This window comes from Halomonas sp. ATBC28 (genome assembly GCF_005937175.1).
In the GTDB taxonomy this organism is placed as follows: domain Bacteria; phylum Pseudomonadota; class Gammaproteobacteria; order Pseudomonadales; family Halomonadaceae; genus Vreelandella; species Vreelandella titanicae.
The window spans coordinates 156,662-178,483 of the sequence record NZ_VCQL01000006.1; the positions used below are offsets into that span (position 1 = coordinate 156,662).

Below are 21,822 nucleotides of genomic sequence, written 5' to 3' on the forward strand. Positions count from 1 at the left end.
CATGCTGACTCGTTCGCTGGTGCGTTGGAGTTTGCTGATAGCGGCCTGGCTTTTGGGCAGCGCGGCTGTGCTGCTGTTGCTGCTGCGTCTAGCGATCAGCCAATCCGATGCCCTTACCCCCCACATTGAAGCGTTACTTGAGGCGCGCATTGGCGTGCCGGTGACCATCGAGCGCTTATCGCTATCGCTAGCGCGTAGCGATCTACTGCTACGGCTTGACGGGGTGAACGCGGAAACCCCCGATGGCCAAGCACTCTTTTCCCTTGAGCATGCGGGGCTGCGCTTAGATACCTGGGCGTCGTTTGCCAATCTGGCACCGATTTTTAGTGATGCGCGTATCAGTGGTACACAGTTTCACCTCTATCAAGGTTCGGGGAGGTCTTTACAGTGGCCTGAGCCTGCGGAGTTACCGCTATTGATGGCAGCAGAACCCGATGTGGATCTGGCCACAATTGATAGCTGGGCGGGCTTGATTCTACGCCAACGCCTGTGGGTGGATGACACGCGGGTTGTACTGCACGGCAAAGACGACACCGTGATGCTGCATGCTCAGACACTGCTGCTGACCGGTGATGAGCGGCGCACAAGGTTAGAGGGCGCCATCAATATTGCCCCATCGTTAGAGCAGGCTCGCGATATAGACCTTCCTGCGGCGGAAATGAAGGTCGAAATGCAGCCCGGCCGACGAGGTTTTAGCGATTTTTCGGCAGCACTGCAGTTGGATATTCAGCTTGATCAGTTAGTGGTTCTGGCGGATATGTTTCGACCTGATCATGCCGCCTATTTAGAGCAAGCCGGTGGCAGTGCGCGGCTATGGGGGCGTTGGAGCGCTGGACGCCTTGAGGAAGCTCGTGTTGCCGTCGACGTTCCACAGTTGACGCTTCGCCACCAGGTTCAGTACGCGGTGTTAAGAGATATTAAGGCTAATGGCCTGTGGCAGCGCGACGGCGAAGGTGGTGAGGCGTGGCTAAGCGGCGACGCGGAGAGCGTTGAGTGGGCCCAGCCCCCTGGAGGTAACGTTGGGCCAGCGTTGCCACGCCACTGGCATGCCACCCACCAACCAGGACAGTGGGAAGTGCGCACCAGCGCCTTTGAGCTTGCCTCGCTGACCGCTTGGCGTGACTACGTATTGCTCCCTGAATCCGTCACCCGGGTATTGCAAACCCTTGCTCCCCGTGGGCAAGTCGAGGGGTTGCACGTGGGGCAGCAGGATGGTCACTGGGGAGTGGATGCGGCGTTAACCGGCGTGGAGGTCTCACCGTGGCAGCAGGCACCGGGCGGAGGCCCGCTGGATGCCTGGGTACAGGCGCGGGATTTACGCGGCCGCGTGCTGTTTAGCAGCAACGGTGAAAGCACTCTCTACTTTCCTGAGTTTTTTGCCGCTCCCATGCAACTGCGACGTGCTGAAGGGGAAGTGGAGTGGGTATACGACGGCCCCAATACCATGGTGAGTGGCAAGCGCCTAAGCGTCGACTGGGACGGCGCCCAGATAGCGGGCGGCTTTGGTTTGGTGACGGGTAATCAGCGCGGGCATTTTGGTTTAGACCTCAATTTCAGTGACGTGGATGCTGTTGAGCGTCCGCTGGCCCAGTGGTTGCCGCTCAGCGTCATGGATGACGAGCTTCGCGAATGGCTGCTTAATGATATTGGTGGCTACGTGAGCGAGGGCTCCCTACAGCTTAGCCAACCATTAGGCGAAGGGGCGACCGCCAACGACTTTACTGCAACGCTCGCTCTGGCGGTGACCCAAGGACATTTGCCGATTGCGCCAGGCTGGCCACGTCTTGACGACGTCGAGGGGCGCTTAAAGTGGCAAAACAGAGTGTTAGAAGCTGAAATTGATAACGCTCTGAGCCATGGCATCACTGCTTCAGAGGGTGAGGTGGTGATGGAGGATGAGACGCTCAACCTTTCGGGGCAGTTAACATCGGATGGGCCAGCGCTGATATCATTTTTACAGGCAATGCCCGAGATTGATCTTTCCCCACTAAGTGATTTGCGCGTAACGGGTGGCGTTAACGGCGATATTGCGTTGTCGTTGCCGTTGGCAAACCCTGAAGCGCTGCAACTGGAAATCAATGCTCGGCCACGCTTTCCGGAAGTGGTGTATAAACCGCTCGATCTACGTCTTCAATCGGTTGAGGGGGATCTCGCCTGGCTTCAAAACGGGAAGAGTTCAGGTCTCGTCGGTGAGGTTAGTGGGCAGTTGCTGGGAGGCCCTATCAACGCTGATATTGATACTCAACGCAACGACATACAGCTGCAGGGGAGTGTCGCCACTGGGGCGCTTTTTGGGCTTGCAGGGTTGGATAGTCAAGGGCGTATGCCGCTAGAAGGACCGCTAGAGTGGCAGGGCAGTGTCGCCCTAACGCCAACGCCCATCCTGCGCTTGGAGAGTCGTTTAGTCGGCGTCACCAGTCATCTTCCCGAGCCCTTTGCAAAATCGCCACAGCAGGCCTGGCCCTGGACATTAACCGCCGATATGGACACAAAACGTATCGAAAGCCGCCTAGCCGATATCGCTTCTGCACGACTGCAACAGCTTAATGGCTCGCTTGCCGGGACGCTAAATTTAGGCAGCCAGGCGGTGCGCTTGCCCGACTGGCCCTCCCAGCCAGGGGTTAGTATCGATGCTGCCCTACCTCGCATTGACCCGCTAGCGTGGCAGCAGGCGATTTCACCGCTAATGCCCAGCGGGTTGCTCAGTGCGTCGGGTGGAGGTACTCAAATACCGTTGGCGGTCTCGTTAGCCACACCCTGTGTGGTTTACCAAAGGGAGTGTTTAGGCAGCCTTAACGCGTCGGGAGGCGTGAACGATGGCCGGATCGATTTGGGGCTAAGCGGTAATCTGGTCACTGGGCATTTACTGTACGATGCTCAATCACCGCAACCGTTAGATGTGGCCATTGAAGCGCTGGCGCTTGATCGCTTGCTGGCGTTAGCCAATGTTGAACACGACAGCGATGCTCCGATGCCAGACTCCTGGATGGAAACGGTCGACACCCAGCGCAAGGTGCCTGTGGCCATTCCTGATTGGCTAGCCGATGTGCCCAATGGACGATTACGCTTAGCCGAAATTGCTATGGGGCCGCGCCGCTTCGGCCCTTTGACTGCTTACTGGAAAACTGACGGCGAGCGTTTTTCGCTTACCCCCGTTGGCTTAACCCTGGGTCAGCTCTCTGCGCGAGGTGAGCTTTACTGGGAGGGGGACGCTGTTTCCAGTCATACCCGTGCGGACATTACGATTCAGGGTGGCGACATCGGCACCGCCCTTGAGCGTCTTGACCAACCGGTGGCCATGCGTAGCCGAAGTACCGATGTGGCTGCTTCGCTTGATTGGCCGGGGGCGCCCTGGCAGTTGGAGTTAAGCCGCTCAGATGGCTATATCAGTACCGACATTCGTGATGGCCGCTTTGTCACTCTGGAATCGGCACCTGCGCGCTTAATTGGCTTGCTCAATTTCGATAATATTTTACGTCGTCTACGCTTGGATTTTTCCGACGTTACCGGCCGCGGCACGGCATTTGACCGTGTTAAGGGGACGGCTGATGTTACTGGTGAGTTGCTGACGCTGCGCGGGCCATTGCAAATTGATACTCCGGCCACCACCCTAACGCTTACCGGCAGTGTCAACCTGGTGACGCGTGAACTTGACCAGCGGCTTGGCGTCACACTACCAGTGACGCAAAGTTTACCGATCGCGGCGATTGCCGTTGGCGCACCCATCGTGGGTGGCGCGCTGTTCCTTGCTGACCAGCTGTTTGGCGACGCCTTAGATCGCGCCACGACACTCCATTATCGCGTGCGAGGCCCTTGGACTTCGCCGCAGGTTACTTTAGAAGGCCCCCAATGACCGCATATAAAAGTGATGTAGATACGGCCGCCGCCATTCTGTTGACCCCCGGAGGACTCGATTTAGAGGCTCTGGAAACGGGGTTGGGCTACGCCATGGGCGCGGGCATTGACTATGCCGATCTCTATTTCCAGCGTACCTGGCAAGAGGGCTGGGTACTGGAGGATGGAGAGGTAAAAGAGGCCAGCTACAATATTGACGGTGGCGTCGGCGTACGCTCACTGGCAGGTGAAAAGACTGGCTTTGCCTACTCCAACCAAATAACGGCCGATGCGCTAATGGACACCGGCCGCACGGCGGCAGGCATCGTCCGCAGCGGTCAACGTCTGCCTGGACAGTTGGTGCGCCCGGTATCCGCCATGTCGCGCTATGCGGGAATCGACCCCCTGGCCGGGCTAAGCGCGGAAGACAAAGTCGCCATGCTAAAACAGGCTGACAAAATCGCGCGTGCTGCAGACCCGAGCATCAGTCAAGTGAGTGCTTCTCTTTCAGGTACCTACGAAGTAGTGCTGGTGAGGGCAAGCGATGGCACCTTGGCGGCGGATATTCGCCCGCTGGTGCGCTTTAATGTCAGCGTTATCGCGGTTAAAAATGGTCGTCGTGAGCGTGGCAGTGCGGGCGGCGGTGGCCGTTACTCCATGGCCAAGCTGCGCGATGACCAAGTTGCCGAGCAGTACGCCAAAGAGGCGGTGCGTCAGGCACTGGTCAACCTGGAAGCCGTCGATGCGCCCGCGGGGCAAATGCCTGTGGTGCTGGCGTCGGGGTGGCCGGGAATTTTGCTTCATGAAGCCGTCGGCCATGGTTTGGAAGGGGATTTCAACCGTAAGGGCAGTTCCGCTTTTGCTGGCAAAATGGGCGAGCGCGTGGCCGCAAAAGGCGTGACGATTGTCGATGATGCGACACTATCGGATTGCCGTGGCTCAATGAGCGTGGATGACGAGGGCACGCCGGGCCAATACACGCCGCTTATCGAAGACGGCATTTTGACCGGCTATATGCAGGACAAACTCAATGCCCGCTTAATGGGTATGGCTCCCACAGGCAATGCGCGACGCGAATCCTTTGCCCACCTGCCGATGCCGCGCATGACGAATACGGTCATGCTTGCGGGCCAAGATGAGCCCAGCGATATTATCAAAAGCGTTAAGCGCGGTATTTACGCGGTGAGCTTTGGGGGCGGGCAGGTGGATATCACCTCTGGCAAATTTGTGTTCTCTGCCAGCGAAGCCTACTTGATTGAAGACGGTAAGGTGACGGCGCCGGTGAAAGGCGCCACCTTGATTGGTAACGGGCCGGAAGCGATGCAGCGTGTTTCCATGATTGGCCATGATATGGCGCTGGATACCGGTATTGGCGTGTGTGGTAAAGAAGGGCAGGGCGTGCCGGTGGGTGTGGGCCAGCCCACCCTGAAATTGGATGAGCTGACCGTCGGCGGCACGCAGTCTTGATAGGCGGTCTTGAAAAGCCGTCTTAAAGAGGCTGCTTTTAAAGTGCGGTTTTTAAAGCGCTAAGGTTTCGCGCAGGTGTTTGAAGAGCTTGCGCGAGCTGGTCGGCGGTTTGCCCTGTTCGCGTTCCCGCTGGGCGTTGCGAATCAATTGACGCAGTGTCTGGCGATCGGCGTCGGGGTGCTCCGCCATAAACAGGTCAACTGCCGCATCGCCCTCGTCAATTAAGCGTTCCCGCCATTTTTCCAGTCGGTGGAACGCGTGGTCGCGCTGCTCTTGCTCCTGATCGATGGAGTCGAACACGGCTTGAATGGCGGTAAGATCCTCTTTACGGATCAGCTTACCGACATACTGCATATGGCGGCGGCGACCTTCATGGGAGCGAATACGCGAGGTTTCCTCGATAGCGCGTAGCATATCGTCAGAGAGGGGGAAACGGGCGCGTTCCGCCGGTCGCATGGCGATTAAGGTTTCCCCAAGTGCCTGTAAGGCATGCATTTCGCGTTTGAGTTGCGACTTGCTAGGGCGTTCTTCCTGTTCTTCTACTTCAACGGGATCGGGACGTTGCTTACGCATAGTGTGACTCACAGACAAGATTCGTGGCGGCATTATACCAGCTGCGAGTACAACATTGATTCGCCGATGACACTCTCTTGCAAGACTTTTGTTGAGAGGCATTCGGTTGAAATAGGAGGCCATATGGCACAGGCATTTGATGCATCCGCGCAGCAGTCGCTATTGACCGCGCGCGCCGAAGAGGCGTTAGCGCTGGCGAAGCGCTTGGGCGCGGATGCTGCCGAAGTAGGCGCAAGCGTCGATCAGGGTATAGGCGTTAGCGTACGCCTGGGCGAAGTTGAAACGGTTGAGTTATCCCGTGACCAAGGCATTGCCGTCACGCTATACGTGGGTCAACGTAAAGGCAGCGCTTCATCCACTGATGCCAGCAGTGCCTCGATCCAGGCAGCCGTAGAGAAAGCGCTGGCGATTGCCCGCTATACCGGCGAAGACCCGGCCGCAGGGCTGGCCGATGCCTCCCTTATGGCTACTGAGTTGCCCGATCTAAAAGTGCACTACCCCTGGGCGCTCACAACGGATGAGGCGATTGAGTTAGCGCTTGCCTGCGAGCAGGCGGGGCGAGACGTTGACGGCATCTCACAGTCAGATGGCGCGTCTCTCTCCAGTGGCGAAGGGGTGCGCGTTTACGCCAATAGCCACGGCTTTTTAGGTACCCAAAAGGGCAGTAGTCACTCTCTTTCTTGCATGCTGATTGCCCAAGACGCGAGCGGTATGCAGCGTGATTATGACTACACCTCTGCCCGTGACCCCAAGGCGCTACGTGACCCCGCTGAGGTGGGGCGCGAAGCCGCGATGCGTACGCTGCGCAGGCTAGGTGCTAAACGGCCGCCAACGGGCACCTTTCCGGTGCTGTTTGACCCATCGTTGGCCAGTGGCTTGATTGGCCACCTGCTCGGTGGGTTAGCCGGTGGTGCGCTTTACCGGCAGGCCTCGTTTTTGTGCGACCGGCTCGGTACACCATTGTTTCCCGACTGGTTTAGTCTCGAAGAGCGGCCAATGGAGATTGGCGCCACGGCAAGCTCACCGTTTGATGGCGAGGGCGTGCAAACGCGCAATAATCGCTTTATCGATCAGGGACGCATTGCCAGCTATATGCTCTCTTCTTACAGCGCTCGTCGTCTCGATATGCAAACCACGGGCAATGCCGGTGGGGCACGTAACGTGCGTTTAGCAACGCCACTGCAATCACGCGAAAGCTTGTTGCAAGAGATGGGGCGGGGTATTTGGGTGACTGAGTTGATGGGCCAAGGTGTCAACGGTGTGACCGGTGACTATTCCCGCGGTGCAGCAGGTTTTTGGGTCGAAAATGGAAAGGTGCAGTACCCGGTCGAAGAGTTCACCATTGCTGGAAACCTGGAGCGGATGTTTGCTGGCTTAGTAGGTATTGGCGATGACACTGATACCCGTGGCAGTGTTCACACGGGTAGCTGGTTGATTGATGCCATGACCGTGGCGGGGGACTAACAAGCCAAGCGGCGGCTTACTGATCCTCCTCAAAGCGGGCGTCGAACAGCGCTTGAATCGCTTCAAGCGCCTGTTCGGCGTCATCGCCTTCGGCGGTGATTCTAAGCTCGGTGCCACAAGGTGCGGCAAGCATCAGCAGTGACATGATATTGGCGGCGTCGGCGGCCTGTTGCTGTTTGTAAACGCGTATGTTTGCCGTGAACTGTTGGCCGCATTTGACCAGTTTTGTCGCCGCGCGAGCGTGTAGCCCGCGTTGATTGGTAAGTGTAAGTATGCGTTCTGGCACCCTGGTTCCTTTTCGCCGAGTGGTGTCATTAATGGATAGACGCGCTTAAGAGGTCTCTGGCCGCTCGTTAGGTGTGGAAGCGCTGACGAGGGGAGCGGCCAACTGTTCGCTTATGGTGTAGTGCAGACCCAGTTCGCGGTGGCGAAGTTGAACTTCGCCCATGCTAGGAGTCAATTTTTCCGCTAACTTCTCGGCCATATAGACCGAGCGGTGCTGGCCACCAGTACAGCCAATCGCGATAGTCATGTAGCTACGTTGGCTATTCTGGTAAGCGGGTAGCCAACGCTCTAGCCAGGCCAAGATGTCGTCGCTCATGGCATCAACAATCGGATAGCTGTTCAAAAAAGCCACGATTTCCGCGTCGCGGCCAGTGAACTGGCGCAGCGTTGGATCCCAGTACGGATTTGGCAGGCAGCGCACATCGAAGACCAGGTCGGCGTCTAACGGTACGCCGCGTTTATACCCAAACGATTCCAGCGTTAGCGTCAGCTTGTCGCGCCGCTGATGGGCTACTTGGTCGGTAATGCGACGGCGTAAATCGTGCACCGATAATCGTGATGTATCGATCAATAGATCGGCCAGATCGCGAATATCCTCTAGCGTCGTCTCTTCTTTATTGATCGCCTCTTCCAGCGTCATTTCGCTATCGCGGGTCAGCGGATGACGGCGACGCGTTGCTGAGTAACGCTCAAGCAGTATGCGCGCATCGGTGGTCAGGTAAATAACTTGAAAGTCGATTTTACGCTGGCGCAACTCGTCTAATAAAGAGGGCAGGCGCTCCAGAGCTCCCGGCAAATTGCGGGCATCAATACTCACCGCTAAATGTGCTCGGTCGCCCTGGTCACGCAGTTCATCCACCAACGACCCCAGCAACATAGCTGGGAGGTTATCAATCGCGTAGTAGCCAAGATCTTCCAGCGCTTGCAAGGCGATAGATTTACCTGACCCGGAGCGGCCGCTAATGATCACCAGTTGCATAGAGTCTCTCTTTGCTTTGATCAAGCTGCGTTGAGGGTGGTGAGCGGATAACCTGCTGTGATCTGCCCTGAACAGGGTTTCAGACCCTTAGGCCGCTGATTGCTCGCGAATTTTGGCGGTAATCAGCTCAAGCAGTTCGCGCTGGCTGGCTGCTTTACGCAGTTGCTGGCGCGTGTCCGCATCATTCATGATGGTCGCTACCTGACCCAGTAGTGAGAGATGCGTGTCATCTGCCTCTTCGGGTACCAACAGGACAAACACCAGATCTACCGGGTCGCCGTCGATAGCGTCAAAATCGATCGCTTCAGCCAGTTTCAAAAATCCAGCGATAGGGGCGTTGCAGTGGGGGCTACGCGCATGAGGAATAGCCACGCCGTTACCAATACCCGTACTACCTAAGCGCTCGCGGCCGATTAAACGGCTAAACACTTCTTGGCTGTCCAGGCTGGGGATATTTTGGGCGATAAAGGTGCTGTAAAACTCCAGCACCCTTTTTTTGCTGCCCCCGGGGACGTCGAACAGAACGCGTTCCGGGGGGAGTATGGTTTCCAACGTCATTGAATTAACGCACACCGGCGCCTTGGGCGCGAGCTTGTGCTTTTTCCTTGTGTTTAACGAGTTGACGGTCGATTTTGTCCGCTAGTGCGTCGATAGCGGCGTACATATCACTGTCTAGGGCTTCCGCATGTAAGTCAGCACCTGCGGCGTGCAGCGTACAGGCGGCCTGCTGGCGCTCTTTCTCCACTGATAAGGTGACTTGCACCGTAGTTATATTGTCGTAATGGCGCTCTACACGCTCAAGCTTCTCGTTGACATAGTCACGCAAGGCGTCAGTCAGTTCTACGTGATGACCAGTGATATTTACTTGCATTGACGTGCTCCTTATCCATCGGACTGTACTTCGATTGTAACCCTTTTTGCCGCGTTGCAAAGCCCTTGTCGAGAGTTTCCCTGAAACGTTAACGAAGTTAGCGCAAACGACGCCGTTCACTGGAAGAGGGAATGCCCATGGCTTCACGGTATTTCGCCACCGTACGACGCGCCACTTGAATCCCTCCTTCGCCTAATAGCGTCACTAAGCGGCTGTCTGAAAGCGGCTTGCCGGGCGGCTCCTCTTGAATCAGTTTCTTGAGTCGTGCACGGATGGCGGTGCTGGAGTGGCTGTCGCCATCTTGACCGCTCACCTGGCTTGAGAAAAAGTATTTGAGTTCAAACACACCACGGGGTGTATGGATATATTTTTGCGTCGTTACCCGTGAAATAGTCGACTCGTGCATCTCCACGGCTTCGGCAATGTCGGCCAGTATCAGTGGTTTCATGGCTTCTTCGCCGTGCTCTAAAAAGCCAATCTGGCGGGTAATGATCTCGCGACCAACACGCAGCAGCGTATCGTTTCGGCTAGAGAGGCTCTTGATCAACCAGCGCGCTTCCTGCAAGTGCTCTTTGAGAAACTGGTTGTCATCGCTTTTATCCGCACGCTTAATCAAGCTGGCGTAGTCGGGCTGAATGCGCAGCCGTGGCAGGGCCTCGGGGTTGAGCTCTAAATGCCAGCCTTCATTATCGTGGCGGACGACTAGATCGGGGGTGACATAGCTGTCATCGGTGTCGCCGTAGGCGCTGCCTGGGCGTGGGTCTAGGCTGCGAATAAGCAGGATGACATCGGCCAGCTGTTCGTCGTCGAGCCCTAGACGGCGTTTCAGCAGACGCATATCGTCTTTGCCAAGCGCTTCGAGAAACTGCCGCACCAAGCGGCGGGCGGGAACCAGCAGTGGCGTATCATCGGGGAGAGCGGCGAGCTGCAGCATCAAGCATTCACGCAAGTCACGGGCAAATATGCCGGTCGGCTCAAACTGCTGGAGCTTGAGTAGAATGGTTTCCACTTCGCGCTGGCTTAGCCCGTCAATGCCCTGGGCACGAAGCCCTTCACGGATGTCGTTGAGCGGCTGGGTCAGGTAGCCGTTGGCGTCTAGCGCGTCGATTAAACTTTCCGCGACAAGCTGCTCGCGAGCGCTAAAATCGGTCATGGCGAGTTGCCACAGCAGGTGGCCATGAAGGCTCTGCCCGGCTGCCTGGCGCTCAAAGTCGGGGCCTTCGCTGCTGCTGCCCCCCTGGCTTCCCATATCTTGATAGGTATCTGACCAGTCGCTATCTACCGAGAGCTCAGTAGGGATGCTCTCTGACCACTCTTCTTCCTTAGGCTCGCTGACAGCCTGTTCACTAAATTCATCTTCCTGCTCCAGCATGAGATTGGCATCGAGGGCCTGCTGAATTTCTTGACGAAGATCCAGCGTAGAGAGTTGCAGCAGCGCAATGGCCTGCTGCAACTGGGGCGTCATGGTCAGCTGTGTGCCGATACGCAGTTGGAGAGAAGCTTTCATGACCATCTGAGAACCACTCGTTAATCAGAATGCTCCACCCTAGTGCGAGTGAGTGCTTGGCGCAAGTGCAATAAGCATGCCATTGGTCGTAAAGTTGTTTTAAAGCGCTATTTAGGGGCAATTAAGGCAAAAACATTACAGGCGAAAATCGGCGCCCAAATACACATCCCTTACTTTTTGGTTGGTGAGAATCGAGGCGGGCGAGCCACTGGCGATGATTTGCCCATCGCCGACGATATAGGCGATATCGCAAATGTCTAGTGTTTCACGCACGTTGTGATCGGTGATCAGCACGCCGATATGGCGCTGTTTCAGTGCACGAATGATGGTTTTAATCTCACCTACCGAGATGGGGTCAACGCCCGCAAAAGGCTCATCGAGCAGAATAAAAGCGGGCTCTGTGGCTAGCGAGCGGGCTATTTCTACACGCCTGCGCTCGCCGCCCGAAAGGCTCATGCCCAGGTTGTCGCGAATATGGGTGATATGGAAGTCTTCGAGTAGCGCTTCCAGGCGCTGTTCGCGGTCGCTGCGGTTAAGCTCTTTGCGGGTCTCGAGTATCGCCATAATATTCTCGGCAACCGAGAGTTTGCGGAAAATAGACGCCTCTTGAGGTAGATAGCCAATCCCCGCGGCTGCGCGCTCGTGCATGGGGGCGCGCGTTAAATCCACATCGTCGATACCCACCTTGCCAGCGTCGGATTTGACCAGCCCAACAATCATATAAAATGAGGTGGTTTTGCCCGCGCCGTTGGGGCCCAAAAGGCCAACGACACTGCCTTGGGATATCTCCAGATTGATGTCTTTGACCACTCGGCGGCGTTTGTAGCTTTTAGCCAGGTGGTGGGCATAAAGGGTTTTGATCGGCGCAGTGTCAGCAGTGGCCACAGCTAGGCTCCCTATTGTTCAGGCTGAAGGGTCATGCGTATGCGCTGGGGCTCGCTGCCATCAACGTCAGAGCGCGCTTGAATCACTTCTCGGTCAATAAAATACTCAAGGCGACCGCCACTAAAGGTGTCCTCTTGCTGGGTCAGTTCGGCTTGGTCGATCAGCTCTACGCGACGCTCGGCGACGTGATAAATAATCCGCCGCGCCCAGCCTTCCGTGGGGCCTTCTTGCCCTTCGCCTTGATGGCGCAAGTAGGCGCGCTCACCGGTAGCGGTGGCTGTCGAGAGTTCGCCCGCGTCGTTGCGTTCGATCTCTACCCGCTCGCCGCGCAGTTGCATTTCGCCTTGGCGAATGTCCACATCCCCAGTATAAACAGCTGTGCCTGCCCGCTGATCAAGATCTAAACGGTCGGCTTCCACTTCCACTGGGGCCTGGGAAGATGAGTTGGTTTGGGCTAACACTGATAAAGGTATCGCTAAACCGAACAGTGCAGTGTAGAGCAGGGCTGGGGAAATCATGGCTTTCATGGCGGTTCCTATTAGCGTTGTGTGGCCGGGGGGTGCGTGCCGCGCACATTATCCGTTAAGCGAACCTGGCTGGTGTTAAGCCAAACGTCCATACGTGAAGCGCTCATTTGCTGCGGCGGTTGCTGCATCAATACCGGTGTGTCACTCCAGGCATGCTGCTCGAGGCCATCATAGTGCAGTAGCTCGGTATCTAGCTGCCAGCCTTCATCTGGTGCAAACAGTCGAGCCGAACCTGACAGCAGCAGGGCTTGGGTAGCGGTGTTGAGCGTGCCTACAGCGGCGCTGGCCAGCCACTGACGGTTTTCGCTGTCATACAGTACTGCCTCGGGCTCTTCCGTCCAGGTTTCGCTGCGCTGCGGGGTATGGATAAGGCGCGGTGTTTTTAGCGACTGCATGACACTGCCGTTATCCCCGAATAGGGTAATCTCGGCATTTTCCAGCACGTGGCCAGGTTCCTGAGCCTGTGCTTCGGGGTCGATGCTGGTGTCTTGAGGCCCGCGGGGGTCAAGCCATACCAGCAGAATCCCCAGCGCGATGACTAGCCCGGCTAACCAGAGGCGTACTTTAAAGCGTTTAAACATTTACGTGCGGCCGTGCAGATAGGTGTCGAGCACCGCGCCCCAGTGTCCTTGAGATTCAAGCAGCGTATCGCAGATCTCACGCACGGCACCGTGGCCACCCAGGCGTTCGGTAGTCCAGTCGGCGTGGGTATGCATATAGTCCGGCGCGTTTGGCACGGTAATGCCGACGCCGCAACGTTTGATAGCCGCTAGGTCGGGTAGGTCGTCGCCACAATAAGCCACCTGCTCTAGTTCAATATCGAGGCGCTGGCAGAGCCCGCGCAGTGTGGCCAGCTTGTCTTCACAGCCTTGGTGAACATGGTCAATGCCGAGTGCCGCCGCGCGTTGGCTAACCATGGGGGAGTCGCGCCCGGTAATCAACGCGACATGTACGCCCACGCGTTTGAGAAGCTTTAGCCCGTGGCCATCCTGGGTGTGGAATGCTTTGATTTCGATACCATCGGCCTGAAAGTAGAGGCGCCCATCGGTAAGGACGCCGTCAACATCCAGTGCTAGCAGGCGTACACGGCGGAGTTGGTCGAGTAGCGAGGCAGGTAGGGTCATAGAACCTCCATATCAATCAGTTCGTAAAGCAGGTCGTGTTGGCGCCGCTGGGTTAAATAACGCCGCTGGCGAGCAGGTCGTGCATATGTAGAGCCCCAATTGGGCGCTGTTGTTCATCAACCACCGCTAGCGCGGTAATACGGCTTTCTTCCATGATGCGTACCGCTTCGGCCGCCAGGATATCGGGGCCTATGCGCTTGCCCGGCCGGGTCATGACATCATCAACGCGCACGTCGCGCAGATTATGGAATTGATCCAGCGTGCGGCGTAGATCGCCATCGGTGTAGACCCCCGCTAATCGTCCTTCGCTATCCACTACGCAGGTAAAGCCAAGCCCTTGCCGGGTAATTTCGAGTAATGCGTCGCGCAGCGGGCTGCCCAATGCGACTTGGGGCAGGCGTGCGCCGTCGTGCATGAGGTCTCTAACGCGTAGCAGTAAGCGCTTGCCCAAACTGCCGCCGGGGTGGGAGAGGGCAAAATCTTCAGCGGTAAAGCCGCGTGCTTCCAGTAACGCAACCGCTAGTGCATCACCCAGGGCGAGGGCAGCGGTGGTGGAACTGGTGGGGGCTAGATCGAGCGGGCAAGCCTCACGCTCGACGCCACTGTTTAGGTGCGCATCAGCGTGCTTGGCAAGCGTGGAGTGGGGCCGCCCCGTCATGCTGACCAGCGGTGTGCCCAGGCGTTTAAGCAGTGGTAGCAGAGCAGTGACTTCGGCAGTTTCGCCCGAGTTAGAGAGCGCCAGCACTACATCTGCGCGGGTAATCATGCCTAGATCGCCATGGCTGGCTTCGCCGGGGTGAACGAAAAAAGCCGGCGTGCCGGTACTGGCAAGTGTCGCCGCTAGCTTGCCAGCAATATGCCCCGACTTGCCCATACCGGTCACCACTACACGACCTTGGCAGGCGAGAATTAGCTCACAGGCGCGATCAAAGCTTTCGTCTAGCTTAGCCTGAAGGCCTCCAATCGCTGCCTGCTCGATTTGTAGCGTACGCAGTGCGCTTTCACGTAGTAGGCTGGAGGGGGCGATAGGCTGGCGCATAGCGTTTTCTCTTAACAAATGAAAATATAAAAGTAGTAACCGGTAAGAATAACATCTCGACACCTCTAATAGGCAGTAATTGAGGCGACTCCCTGGGGGGGCATACCCGCATCACCAGGGCCGAGAGCAGGTTTAGGCGAGGGTAAGCAAGCCTTTGCAACTTTGATAACCCTGAACAATAGGAAAGCCCATTCGTGCAGTAATGCCTTGTAGCGTTATAGTACAATGTTCGATAATGTTTTAGAAACGCTGTTTTCTAATTGCGATAGCCGCAAGTAGGGTATGCTATACAGCTTTAGTCGCGCCTCGTTAAGAGTCAACTGATCCATGACAGATGCACCCTTTATAGAAATTGAAGAGCTTTACTTTTCGCGTGGTGATCACGAAATTTTCCGTGGTGTGAATATGACCATACCGCGGGGTAAAGTAACCGCGATCATGGGGCCAAGTGGTACCGGTAAAACCACGCTACTGAAGCTGATCGGCGGCCAGCTAACCCCGGAGAGTGGTCGAATACTCATTGATGGGCAGGATGTTCATAAACTGTCCCGGAAGGCGCTATTCACGCTACGCAAGCGGATGGGAATGCTGTTTCAGAGTGGTGCGCTGTTTTCTGATTTGGATGTGTTTGAAAACGTTGCCTTTCCGCTGCGGGTGCATACGGATTTACCCGATACTATGGTGCGTGACCTGGTGTTGCTCAAGCTACAGGCGGTCGGCCTGCGTGGAGCGCGACACTTAACGCCTGCGGAGCTGTCCGGAGGGATGGCGCGCCGGGTCGCATTGGCTCGTGCGGTGGCGCTGGATCCAGAACTGATTTTGTATGATGAGCCGTTTGTTGGTCAGGATCCCATCTCTATGGGCGTGTTGGTGCAGCTAATCAAGCGCCTTAATCAAGCGCTGCAGCTAACCTCGGTGGTGGTCTCCCATGATATCAAGGAGACCTTGAGCATTGCGGACTATCTCTATCTGATCGCCGATGGCCAGGTGGTAGCCCATGGCACACCGCAAACCCTGGACACAAATCAAGATCCCCGGGTTAGCCAGTTTATTCATGGCGAACCTGATGGGCCGGTACCATTTCACTACCCCGCTGAGGCGTTTTATCGCGATATTCTGGGCGGGGCTCCGGTTAAATAGAACCGCTAGAGTGGGTGACATAAGGCGCTTAAATGCACCAATGCAGGGTAAATAAAGGGCAGAGTTAATGCAGTCAAAGTTCTCTAATAGCGCCGCACGTGTTACACGGCTGGGGCGCCGAGGGTGCGACTTAATGGAAGCATTGGGTCGAGCGGGCGTGTTTCTATTCCAGTCGGTGGTCGGCGTGCCTTCCCGGGAAGGCTGGCGATTATGGTTGCACCAGATGCACTTTGTGGGCGTGCTTTCGTTAGCCATTGTATTGGTGTCGGGGCTGTTTATCGGCATGGTGCTGGCACTGCAGGGCTATACCATTTTGGTCGATTTCGGGGCTGAGCAGGCGCTGGGACAAATGGTGGCACTGTCGCTATTGAGGGAGTTAGCCCCAGTGGTGGCAGCACTACTGTTTGCTGGCCGGGCGGGATCTGCGCTCACCGCCGAGATCGGTTTAATGAAAGCGACAGAGCAGCTCACCAGCATGGAGATGATCGGTGTTGACCCACTGCGCCGCGTGGTGGCGCCACGCCTATGGGCAGGCTTTGTGTCACTGCCTATTTTAACGGTTGGGTTTAGTGTCGTGGGCATCTGGGGCGGCTACTTGGTGGGCGTGGAGTGGCTAGGCGTCTTCGAGGGCTCTTACTGGAGCAACATGCAGGCCAATGTAGCCTTTATCAGTGATATCGGTAACGGCATGATCAAAAGCGCCGTATTTGCTTTGGTGGTGACCTGGATCGCGGTATTTCAAGGTTATGATTTGGTGCCCACTTCTGAAGGCATTTCCCGCGCTACTACGCGCACGGTGGTGTATTCGTCGCTTGCAGTATTGGGGCTTGATTTTGTGTTGACCGCCATTATGTTTGGCGGCCTTTAATGGCTGGAGCAGTTTCATGAAACGCAGTAAAACCATGGAGTTCGGTGTGGGCCTGTTTATGGTGGCGGGCATTCTGGGGCTGGTGTTCCTCGGCCTACGTGTGAGTGGACTGACGCTCTCAGCGCCCACGCAGTCGTTTCAGTTAGAGGCCAACTTCGCCAATATTGGTAGTTTAAAACCCCGTGCCAGGGTCACCATGGCGGGTGTGACAGTGGGGCGGGTAGAAGCCATTGAGCTGGATACGCAGTGGTTCGATGCGCGGGTCGTTCTTAGCCTGGATAGCGAGCTTGAGGGTCAGCTCTCCAAAGACTCGATTGCCTCGATCCTGACTGCAGGCTTATTAGGTGAGCAGTACATTGGCCTTAGCGTGGGCGGCGACCCTGAAATGCTTGAGGATGGCGATACGATTCGTGACACCCAGTCGGCACTGGTGTTGGAAGAACTTATCCAGCAGTTTGTGTCCAATATGGCAACTAACTAGTGTTTCAAACGGCAGGCACTAATCCAGTGTAATAACGGGCCCAGTGCAATACCGGGTGGGGAGATGATGGTTATGAATGGAGTGAACTTGATGATGGGTCGTTGGTTATTGGTGGTAATGATGATGGCGGCGTTAATGGTGCCACTGCAGTCACAGGCGCAGTCTCAGACACCAGAAGCAATGATTCGCGATAACGTTGAGTCACTGATGTCGGAACTCGAAGGTCGCAAGGATTATTACGCCAATAATCTTAGCGAGCTTGAGGCGTTAGTGGATAGCAACCTCGAACAAGTGGCGGATTTCCGCTATATCGGGGCCAGCGTGATGGGGAACTACTTCCGCAACGCTTCCCCGGAGCAGCGCCGTCGTTTTGTCGATGTGTTTCGCCAAACGCTGATTGATACTTATACTCGTGGGCTAGTGACGTTTGATTATGATGAGCTGCGGGTGCTGAATGCCCAGCAGGCTCAGCGCTATGACGACCAGGCCAGCGTTGCCATGGAAGTGGTGGCCAATAACGGCAAGGTGTACCCCGTAAGCTATAGCCTGAGACTCTCCGACGGCGAGTGGCGGGTGGTTAACGTGATCGTTAACGGTATTAATCTAGGTCTGACGTTCCGCAATCAGTTTGACCAAGCCATGCGCGATAACAATCGTGATTATGACGCGGTTATTGACGGATGGTCACCTGAAGTGGGCGTTGAAGAGCTTGAGCAGGGAGGCGATGCGTGACAGTGCTGTTTTCACGCCCCAGTGTAACGGTTAGTGTAGAAAACACTACCTTGCTGGTGGAAGGTGATGTGGAGGTATCCTTGGCGGCCGATTTGGCCGCCTGTGGTGTTAAATGGCTCAAGCACACCGAGCTAACTTCGCTTAGCTTAGACTTTAGTCGCATTGAGAAGGCTAGCAGCGCTGCCATTAGCGTGCTGTTTGAATGGCTCCGAATTTGTCGGCAGCGCGGTATCCATATCCAAGCCATTCTTTTTTCAGCGCCGCTACGCCGACTTGCCTCCCTGGCTGAGTTGGATGCTTTGATCGATCAGCCTGCGGCTACTCTGGCCGTTTAACGCTCCGGCATCGCCAAGCGCACTGCTTTTCTTTATTATGTCGACCCAATTACGTTCATTAATAACGATGACCCCAAAGGAGTTTTCTGCGCCATGCAACCCAACGAGGTAAAAGCACTGCTTGAATCCCGTATCGACGGATGTCAGTTCCATATCCAGGGTGAAGGCTGTAATTTTCAGGTGATTGCGGTTGGCGATGCCTTTGAAGGTCTCTCTCCGGTCAAACGTCAGCAGCTTGTCTACGCTGCGCTGAGTGATGAGATCGCCTCGGGTGCGCTCCACGCTATTAGCATCAAAACGTTTACCCCGGTGCAGTGGCAAACTGCACCGGAAAACGTTCAATAACGGTCGCCCCATGGATAAATTAATCATTACCGGCAATGGATCGGTAGACGGTGAAGTGTGGGTGAGTGGCGCTAAGAATGCGGCGCTGCCTATTCTGTGTGCCAGCCTGTTGGCCGATGGCCCCGTGGTGATTGGTAACTTGCCGCACTTACAGGATATTACCACCACCTTAGAACTGCTCGGCCGCATGGGCGTTGAGCCGGTGATGGGCGAAAAGCTGAGTATTCAGTTGGATGGCTCCCAAGTCACTCAGTGTCACGCACCGTATGAGCTGGTTAAGAAAATGCGTGCCTCGATACTGGTGTTGGGCCCTCTGCTTGCCCACTTCGGTAAAGCCGATGTATCGCTACCCGGTGGTTGCGCCATTGGCTCGCGCCCGGTGGATTTGCATATTCGCGGTTTAGAAGCCATGGGGGCGGAGATTCGCGTTGAGGCTGGCTATATCCGCGCGCGGGTGGACGGTCGTCTAAAAGGGGCAACTATCTACTTTGATACCGTGACAGTGACCGGTACCGAAAACCTGCTGATGGCGGCGACCCTAGCCGATGGCAAAACCGTTCTGGAAAACGCTGCCCGCGAGCCTGAAATTGTCGACTTGGCTGAGTGCTTGATCAAAATGGGCGCTAAAATCTGCGGTCAAGGCACTGACACCATTACTATCGAAGGCGTCGAAAAACTGCACGGTTGCGAGCACGATGTCATGCCCGACCGTATCGAGACAGGCACCTTTCTAGTTGCCGCCGCCATGACTGGCGGACGGGTGAAGGTCAAGCGCACCCGGGCCGATATCCTGGACGCGGTCATTGCCAAGCTGGAAGAGGCGGGTGCGGAAGTCACCAGTGGAGACGACTGGATCGCCCTGGATATGCACGGCAAGCGTCCTAAGGCGGTGAATATTCGTACTGCGCCTTATCCAGCGTTCCCAACCGATATGCAGGCGCAGTTCGTGGCCATGAACGCTGTGGCCGTGGGGCACTCTCGGGTGGTCGAGACGATCTTCGAAAACCGCTTTATGCATGTTCAAGAGCTTAACCGAATGGGCGCCAATATCGTGCTGGAGGGCAACACCGCCTTGATTGAGGGGGTCGAGAAGCTTTCCGGTGCACCGGTAATGGCAACCGATCTGCGCGCGTCGGCTTCGCTGGTGATTGCGGCCATGATGGCCGAGGGGGAAACTCTAGTAGACCGCATCTATCACATTGACCGTGGCTACGAGTGTATCGAAGAGAAATTGCAGCTGCTGGGTGCGCGCATTCGCCGTATTCCTGGCTAGACCATTTCTACTGAGTCTCTGCTGCTAAGCCCCTGCATGCTAATAACCACTGGGCAACACGATGAGTAAGCAACTGATTTTAGCCCTCTCGAAGGGCCGTATTCTGGAAGAGACGCTGCCACTACTGGCCGATGCGGGTATTACACCTGCAGAGGATTTAAGCAAAAGTCGTAAGCTGCTATTTGATACCAACTTGCCCGACGTAAAACTGGTGATTATCCGTGCCACCGACGTGCCCACCTACGTTCAGCTAGGGGCAGCCGATGTCGGTATCGCAGGTAAAGATGTGCTGCTTGAGCACGGTGCCGAAGGGCTTTATGAGCCGTTGGATTTGGAAATTGCCCGCTGTAAGTTGATGACCGCGGGTGTGACCGGCCAGTTGCCAGCCCGTGCCCGGCGTCGGGTGGCAACGAAATTTGTTAACGTGGCGCGACGCTACTACGCCGAGCAGGGAATTCAGGCTGAGGTGATCAAACTTTATGGCGCTATGGAACTGGCGCCGTTAATGAATCTCGCCGATGAAATTGTCGATATCGTCGATACTGGCAATACCCTGCGGGCGAATGGTATGGAGCCGCGTGAGCTTATTGCCCATATCAGCACCCGGCTGGTGGTGAATAAGGCCGCCATGACCATGAAGCATGAGCGTATTAAGCCGTTACTAGAGCGCTTGGACAGTGCGGTCAAAAAGCGTCAGACCCAGCTTGCCGAATGATGTGAGGTGACCCATGAGTGAACCCATGAGCAAACAGACGACTGCAACGATTTCACGCCTATCGACAAGCGATGATGCCTTTAACCATCGACTTGATGCGCTGTTAGATTGGGAAGGGGTGTCTGACAAAGCGGTGCAGGCGCGGGTCGAAGAAATTCTTGCCAGTGTAAAGCAGCGCGGCGATGCTGCGGTAGTGGAAGCCACGAATCGTTTTGACCGACTTGCGGCTACCTCGATGGACGAATTGCAGTTAACGCCCGAGCAGTTGAAAAGAGCGTTTGATAACTTGCCTGCTGAGCAGCGCGAGGCGCTTTCCAGCGCCGCCGAGCGGATTAAGTGCTACCACGAGCGTCAGAAGCCCAGCTCCTGGCAATACGAAGAAGCAGACGGCACGGTACTGGGGCAGAAAGTTGCCCCCCTGGATCGCGCCGGTATTTATGTTCCTGGCGGCAAGGCTGCCTATCCCTCGTCAGTGCTGATGAATGCGATTCCGGCCCATGTGGCCGGTGTGCGCGAAATCGTTATGGTCGTGCCTACGCCGGATGGCGTGCTCAATGAGTTGGTGCTGGCAGCGGCCCACCTGGCGGGAGTCGACTATGTGTTTACCATCGGTGGCGCTCAGGCCGTAGCCGCGCTTGCCTACGGCACTGAAAGTGTCCCCCGAGTCGATAAAATAGTTGGGCCGGGCAATATTTATGTGGCCACGGCGAAGCGTGCAGTATTTGGTCAGGTGGGTATCGATATGATTGCCGGGCCCTCGGAGATTATGGTGGTTTCCGATGGTCAGACTGATCCCGATTGGCTGGCAATGGATCTATTTTCTCAAGCCGAACACGACGAAGATGCCCAGGCGATCTTGGTGAGCTGGGATGCCGGGCACTTAGATGCTGTGGAGTCGGCAATTGAGCGGCTGTTGCCGACCTTAGAGCGCGAAGAGATCGTGCGTGAGTCGCTGCGTAAGCGAGGAGCGTTAGTGCTCTGCCAGGACGCCCAAGAAGCGATTACGTTGATTAACCGGATTGCTCCTGAGCACCTGGAGCTATCGGTGGCTGCCCCCGAGACATGGTTGGACGATATCCGCCATGCCGGGGCAATCTTTATGGGGCGTTACACCGCCGAGGCGCTGGGTGATTACTGTGCTGGGCCAAATCACGTGCTGCCTACCTCTGGCACGGCGCGCTTCTCTTCACCGTTGGGGGTTTACGATTTCCAGAAGCGCTCTTCGATTATTCACTGCTCCGCAGGCGGTGCTTCTGAGCTGGGCAAAATCGCCTCGGTATTGGCGCGAGGTGAATCACTCACCGCCCACGCCCGCTCCGCGGAGTACCGGATTCGCGATTGATACTGCCAATGCGCTTTGCGCTACGCCAGCGCGTTT

The 21,822-nt window shown here is 56.3% G+C and carries 23 protein-coding genes; 12 read left to right on the forward strand and 11 right to left on the reverse strand.

What is annotated here, in order from left to right:
- Position 1: 1 nt before the first annotated feature.
- Both E0L35_RS08710 and tldD read left to right on the forward strand, forming a co-directional pair.
- On the forward strand, positions 2-3,853 hold the full coding sequence (locus E0L35_RS08710) for an AsmA-like C-terminal region-containing protein (RefSeq protein ID WP_138800069.1): 3,852 nt from the start codon (positions 2-4) through the stop codon (positions 3,851-3,853).
- Positions 3,850-5,301, forward strand: a complete 1,452-nt coding sequence (gene tldD, locus E0L35_RS08715; protein WP_027959077.1) for a metalloprotease TldD — start codon at positions 3,850-3,852, stop codon at positions 5,299-5,301. The genes E0L35_RS08710 and tldD overlap by 4 nt, the downstream gene beginning before the upstream one ends.
- A gap of 51 nt (positions 5,302-5,352) precedes the next feature.
- Here the strand turns inward: tldD and yjgA are convergent, their stop codons facing one another.
- Positions 5,353-5,874, reverse strand: a complete 522-nt coding sequence (gene yjgA, locus E0L35_RS08720) for a ribosome biogenesis factor YjgA (protein ID WP_039859781.1) — start codon at positions 5,872-5,874, stop codon at positions 5,353-5,355.
- Between the two features lie 123 nt (positions 5,875-5,997).
- Between yjgA and pmbA the strand changes: the two genes are divergently transcribed.
- On the forward strand, positions 5,998-7,338 hold the full coding sequence (gene pmbA / locus E0L35_RS08725; protein WP_027959079.1) for a metalloprotease PmbA: 1,341 nt from the start codon (positions 5,998-6,000) through the stop codon (positions 7,336-7,338).
- 16 nt (positions 7,339-7,354) lie between these two features.
- On the opposite strand, the gene E0L35_RS08730 is transcribed toward pmbA, so the two are convergent.
- The 10 genes from E0L35_RS08730 to E0L35_RS08775 form a co-directional block, all read right to left on the reverse strand.
- Positions 7,355-7,624, reverse strand: coding sequence for an HPr family phosphocarrier protein (locus E0L35_RS08730; protein WP_022523940.1), 270 nt, complete (start codon positions 7,622-7,624; stop codon positions 7,355-7,357).
- A 45-nt stretch (positions 7,625-7,669) separates the two neighbouring features.
- Positions 7,670-8,602 (reverse strand): RNase adapter RapZ, encoded by a 933-nt coding sequence (gene rapZ / locus E0L35_RS08735; protein ID WP_022523939.1) that lies wholly within the window; start codon positions 8,600-8,602, stop codon positions 7,670-7,672.
- 87 nt (positions 8,603-8,689) lie between these two features.
- Positions 8,690-9,160 (reverse strand): PTS sugar transporter subunit IIA, encoded by a 471-nt coding sequence (locus tag E0L35_RS08740; protein ID WP_039859784.1) that lies wholly within the window; start codon positions 9,158-9,160, stop codon positions 8,690-8,692.
- A 4-nt stretch (positions 9,161-9,164) separates the two neighbouring features.
- Positions 9,165-9,473, reverse strand: coding sequence for a ribosome-associated translation inhibitor RaiA (gene raiA, locus E0L35_RS08745; RefSeq protein WP_007114683.1), 309 nt, complete (start codon positions 9,471-9,473; stop codon positions 9,165-9,167).
- A gap of 97 nt (positions 9,474-9,570) precedes the next feature.
- Positions 9,571-10,986, reverse strand: coding sequence for an RNA polymerase factor sigma-54 (locus E0L35_RS08750; RefSeq protein WP_138800070.1), 1,416 nt, complete (start codon positions 10,984-10,986; stop codon positions 9,571-9,573).
- Positions 10,987-11,115: 129 nt separating this feature from the next.
- Positions 11,116-11,865: an LPS export ABC transporter ATP-binding protein gene (gene lptB / locus E0L35_RS08755; RefSeq protein WP_022523936.1), complete on the reverse strand. Its 750-nt coding sequence runs from the start codon at positions 11,863-11,865 to the stop codon at positions 11,116-11,118.
- A gap of 11 nt (positions 11,866-11,876) precedes the next feature.
- Positions 11,877-12,392 carry a lipopolysaccharide transport periplasmic protein LptA gene (gene lptA, locus E0L35_RS08760; RefSeq protein WP_009287774.1) on the reverse strand — a complete coding sequence of 172 codons (516 nt, stop codon included), beginning with the start codon at positions 12,390-12,392 and terminating at the stop codon, positions 11,877-11,879.
- An 11-nt stretch (positions 12,393-12,403) separates the two neighbouring features.
- Positions 12,404-12,973 (reverse strand): LPS export ABC transporter periplasmic protein LptC, encoded by a 570-nt coding sequence (gene lptC, locus E0L35_RS08765; RefSeq protein WP_009287775.1) that lies wholly within the window; start codon positions 12,971-12,973, stop codon positions 12,404-12,406.
- On the reverse strand, positions 12,974-13,516 hold the full coding sequence (locus tag E0L35_RS08770) for an HAD hydrolase family protein (RefSeq protein WP_022523934.1): 543 nt from the start codon (positions 13,514-13,516) through the stop codon (positions 12,974-12,976).
- A gap of 52 nt (positions 13,517-13,568) precedes the next feature.
- Positions 13,569-14,555 carry a KpsF/GutQ family sugar-phosphate isomerase gene (locus E0L35_RS08775; RefSeq protein ID WP_022523933.1) on the reverse strand — a complete coding sequence of 329 codons (987 nt, stop codon included), beginning with the start codon at positions 14,553-14,555 and terminating at the stop codon, positions 13,569-13,571.
- Positions 14,556-14,882: 327 nt separating this feature from the next.
- Here E0L35_RS08775 and E0L35_RS08780 point away from each other — a divergent pair, with 327 nt between their 5' ends.
- The 9 genes from E0L35_RS08780 (at position 14,883) to hisD (ending at position 21,786) form a co-directional block, all read left to right on the forward strand.
- A complete protein-coding gene (locus E0L35_RS08780; protein WP_027959086.1) occupies positions 14,883-15,695 on the forward strand; it encodes an ATP-binding cassette domain-containing protein in 813 nt (270 codons plus the stop codon).
- A gap of 67 nt (positions 15,696-15,762) precedes the next feature.
- Positions 15,763-16,563, forward strand: coding sequence for a lipid asymmetry maintenance ABC transporter permease subunit MlaE (mlaE, locus tag E0L35_RS08785; protein WP_035539165.1), 801 nt, complete (start codon positions 15,763-15,765; stop codon positions 16,561-16,563).
- A 16-nt stretch (positions 16,564-16,579) separates the two neighbouring features.
- Positions 16,580-17,044: an outer membrane lipid asymmetry maintenance protein MlaD gene (gene mlaD / locus E0L35_RS08790; protein ID WP_022523930.1), complete on the forward strand. Its 465-nt coding sequence runs from the start codon at positions 16,580-16,582 to the stop codon at positions 17,042-17,044.
- 72 nt (positions 17,045-17,116) lie between these two features.
- The gene (locus E0L35_RS08795; protein ID WP_022523929.1) at positions 17,117-17,776 is read left to right on the forward strand and encodes an ABC transporter substrate-binding protein; all 660 of its coding nucleotides are present in this window, start codon (positions 17,117-17,119) and stop codon (positions 17,774-17,776) included.
- Positions 17,773-18,111, forward strand: a complete 339-nt coding sequence (locus E0L35_RS08800; protein WP_027959089.1) for an STAS domain-containing protein — start codon at positions 17,773-17,775, stop codon at positions 18,109-18,111. Before E0L35_RS08795 ends, E0L35_RS08800 begins: the two co-directional genes overlap by 4 nt.
- 93 nt (positions 18,112-18,204) lie before the next feature.
- The gene (locus E0L35_RS08805; RefSeq protein ID WP_022523927.1) at positions 18,205-18,456 is read left to right on the forward strand and encodes a BolA family protein; all 252 of its coding nucleotides are present in this window, start codon (positions 18,205-18,207) and stop codon (positions 18,454-18,456) included.
- 10 nt (positions 18,457-18,466) lie between these two features.
- Complete coding sequence (gene murA / locus E0L35_RS08810; protein ID WP_022523926.1) at positions 18,467-19,729, forward strand: UDP-N-acetylglucosamine 1-carboxyvinyltransferase; 1,263 nt, start codon at positions 18,467-18,469, stop codon at positions 19,727-19,729.
- A gap of 61 nt (positions 19,730-19,790) precedes the next feature.
- The gene (gene hisG / locus E0L35_RS08815) at positions 19,791-20,444 is read left to right on the forward strand and encodes an ATP phosphoribosyltransferase (RefSeq protein ID WP_022523925.1); all 654 of its coding nucleotides are present in this window, start codon (positions 19,791-19,793) and stop codon (positions 20,442-20,444) included.
- A 25-nt stretch (positions 20,445-20,469) separates the two neighbouring features.
- On the forward strand, positions 20,470-21,786 hold the full coding sequence (gene hisD / locus E0L35_RS08820; protein WP_249362114.1) for a histidinol dehydrogenase: 1,317 nt from the start codon (positions 20,470-20,472) through the stop codon (positions 21,784-21,786).
- Positions 21,787-21,822: the final 36 nt, after the last annotated feature.

What these genes read in the sequence shown, in the direction of transcription:
- E0L35_RS08710 (WP_138800069.1), top strand. Translation starts at nt 2, where the DNA reads ATGCTGACTCGTTCGCTGGTGCGTTGGAGTTTGCTGATAGCGGCCTGG.
- tldD (WP_027959077.1), top strand. Translation starts at nt 3,850, where the DNA reads ATGACCGCATATAAAAGTGATGTAGATACGGCCGCCGCCATTCTGTTG.
- yjgA (WP_039859781.1), bottom strand. Translation starts at nt 5,874, where the DNA reads ATGCGTAAGCAACGTCCCGATCCCGTTGAAGTAGAAGAACAGGAAGAA.
- pmbA (WP_027959079.1), top strand. Translation starts at nt 5,998, where the DNA reads ATGGCACAGGCATTTGATGCATCCGCGCAGCAGTCGCTATTGACCGCG.
- rapZ (WP_022523939.1), bottom strand. Translation starts at nt 8,602, where the DNA reads ATGCAACTGGTGATCATTAGCGGCCGCTCCGGGTCAGGTAAATCTATC.
- E0L35_RS08740 (WP_039859784.1), bottom strand. Translation starts at nt 9,160, where the DNA reads ATGACGTTGGAAACCATACTCCCCCCGGAACGCGTTCTGTTCGACGTC.
- raiA (WP_007114683.1), bottom strand. Translation starts at nt 9,473, where the DNA reads ATGCAAGTAAATATCACTGGTCATCACGTAGAACTGACTGACGCCTTG.
- E0L35_RS08750 (WP_138800070.1), bottom strand. Translation starts at nt 10,986, where the DNA reads ATGGTCATGAAAGCTTCTCTCCAACTGCGTATCGGCACACAGCTGACC.
- lptA (WP_009287774.1), bottom strand. Translation starts at nt 12,392, where the DNA reads ATGAAAGCCATGATTTCCCCAGCCCTGCTCTACACTGCACTGTTCGGT.
- lptC (WP_009287775.1), bottom strand. Translation starts at nt 12,973, where the DNA reads ATGTTTAAACGCTTTAAAGTACGCCTCTGGTTAGCCGGGCTAGTCATC.
- E0L35_RS08770 (WP_022523934.1), bottom strand. Translation starts at nt 13,516, where the DNA reads ATGACCCTACCTGCCTCGCTACTCGACCAACTCCGCCGTGTACGCCTG.
- E0L35_RS08775 (WP_022523933.1), bottom strand. Translation starts at nt 14,555, where the DNA reads ATGCGCCAGCCTATCGCCCCCTCCAGCCTACTACGTGAAAGCGCACTG.
- E0L35_RS08780 (WP_027959086.1), top strand. Translation starts at nt 14,883, where the DNA reads ATGACAGATGCACCCTTTATAGAAATTGAAGAGCTTTACTTTTCGCGT.
- mlaE (WP_035539165.1), top strand. Translation starts at nt 15,763, where the DNA reads ATGCAGTCAAAGTTCTCTAATAGCGCCGCACGTGTTACACGGCTGGGG.
- mlaD (WP_022523930.1), top strand. Translation starts at nt 16,580, where the DNA reads ATGAAACGCAGTAAAACCATGGAGTTCGGTGTGGGCCTGTTTATGGTG.
- E0L35_RS08795 (WP_022523929.1), top strand. Translation starts at nt 17,117, where the DNA reads ATGAATGGAGTGAACTTGATGATGGGTCGTTGGTTATTGGTGGTAATG.
- E0L35_RS08805 (WP_022523927.1), top strand. Translation starts at nt 18,205, where the DNA reads ATGCAACCCAACGAGGTAAAAGCACTGCTTGAATCCCGTATCGACGGA.
- murA (WP_022523926.1), top strand. Translation starts at nt 18,467, where the DNA reads ATGGATAAATTAATCATTACCGGCAATGGATCGGTAGACGGTGAAGTG.
- hisG (WP_022523925.1), top strand. Translation starts at nt 19,791, where the DNA reads ATGAGTAAGCAACTGATTTTAGCCCTCTCGAAGGGCCGTATTCTGGAA.
- hisD (WP_249362114.1), top strand. Translation starts at nt 20,470, where the DNA reads ATGAGCAAACAGACGACTGCAACGATTTCACGCCTATCGACAAGCGAT.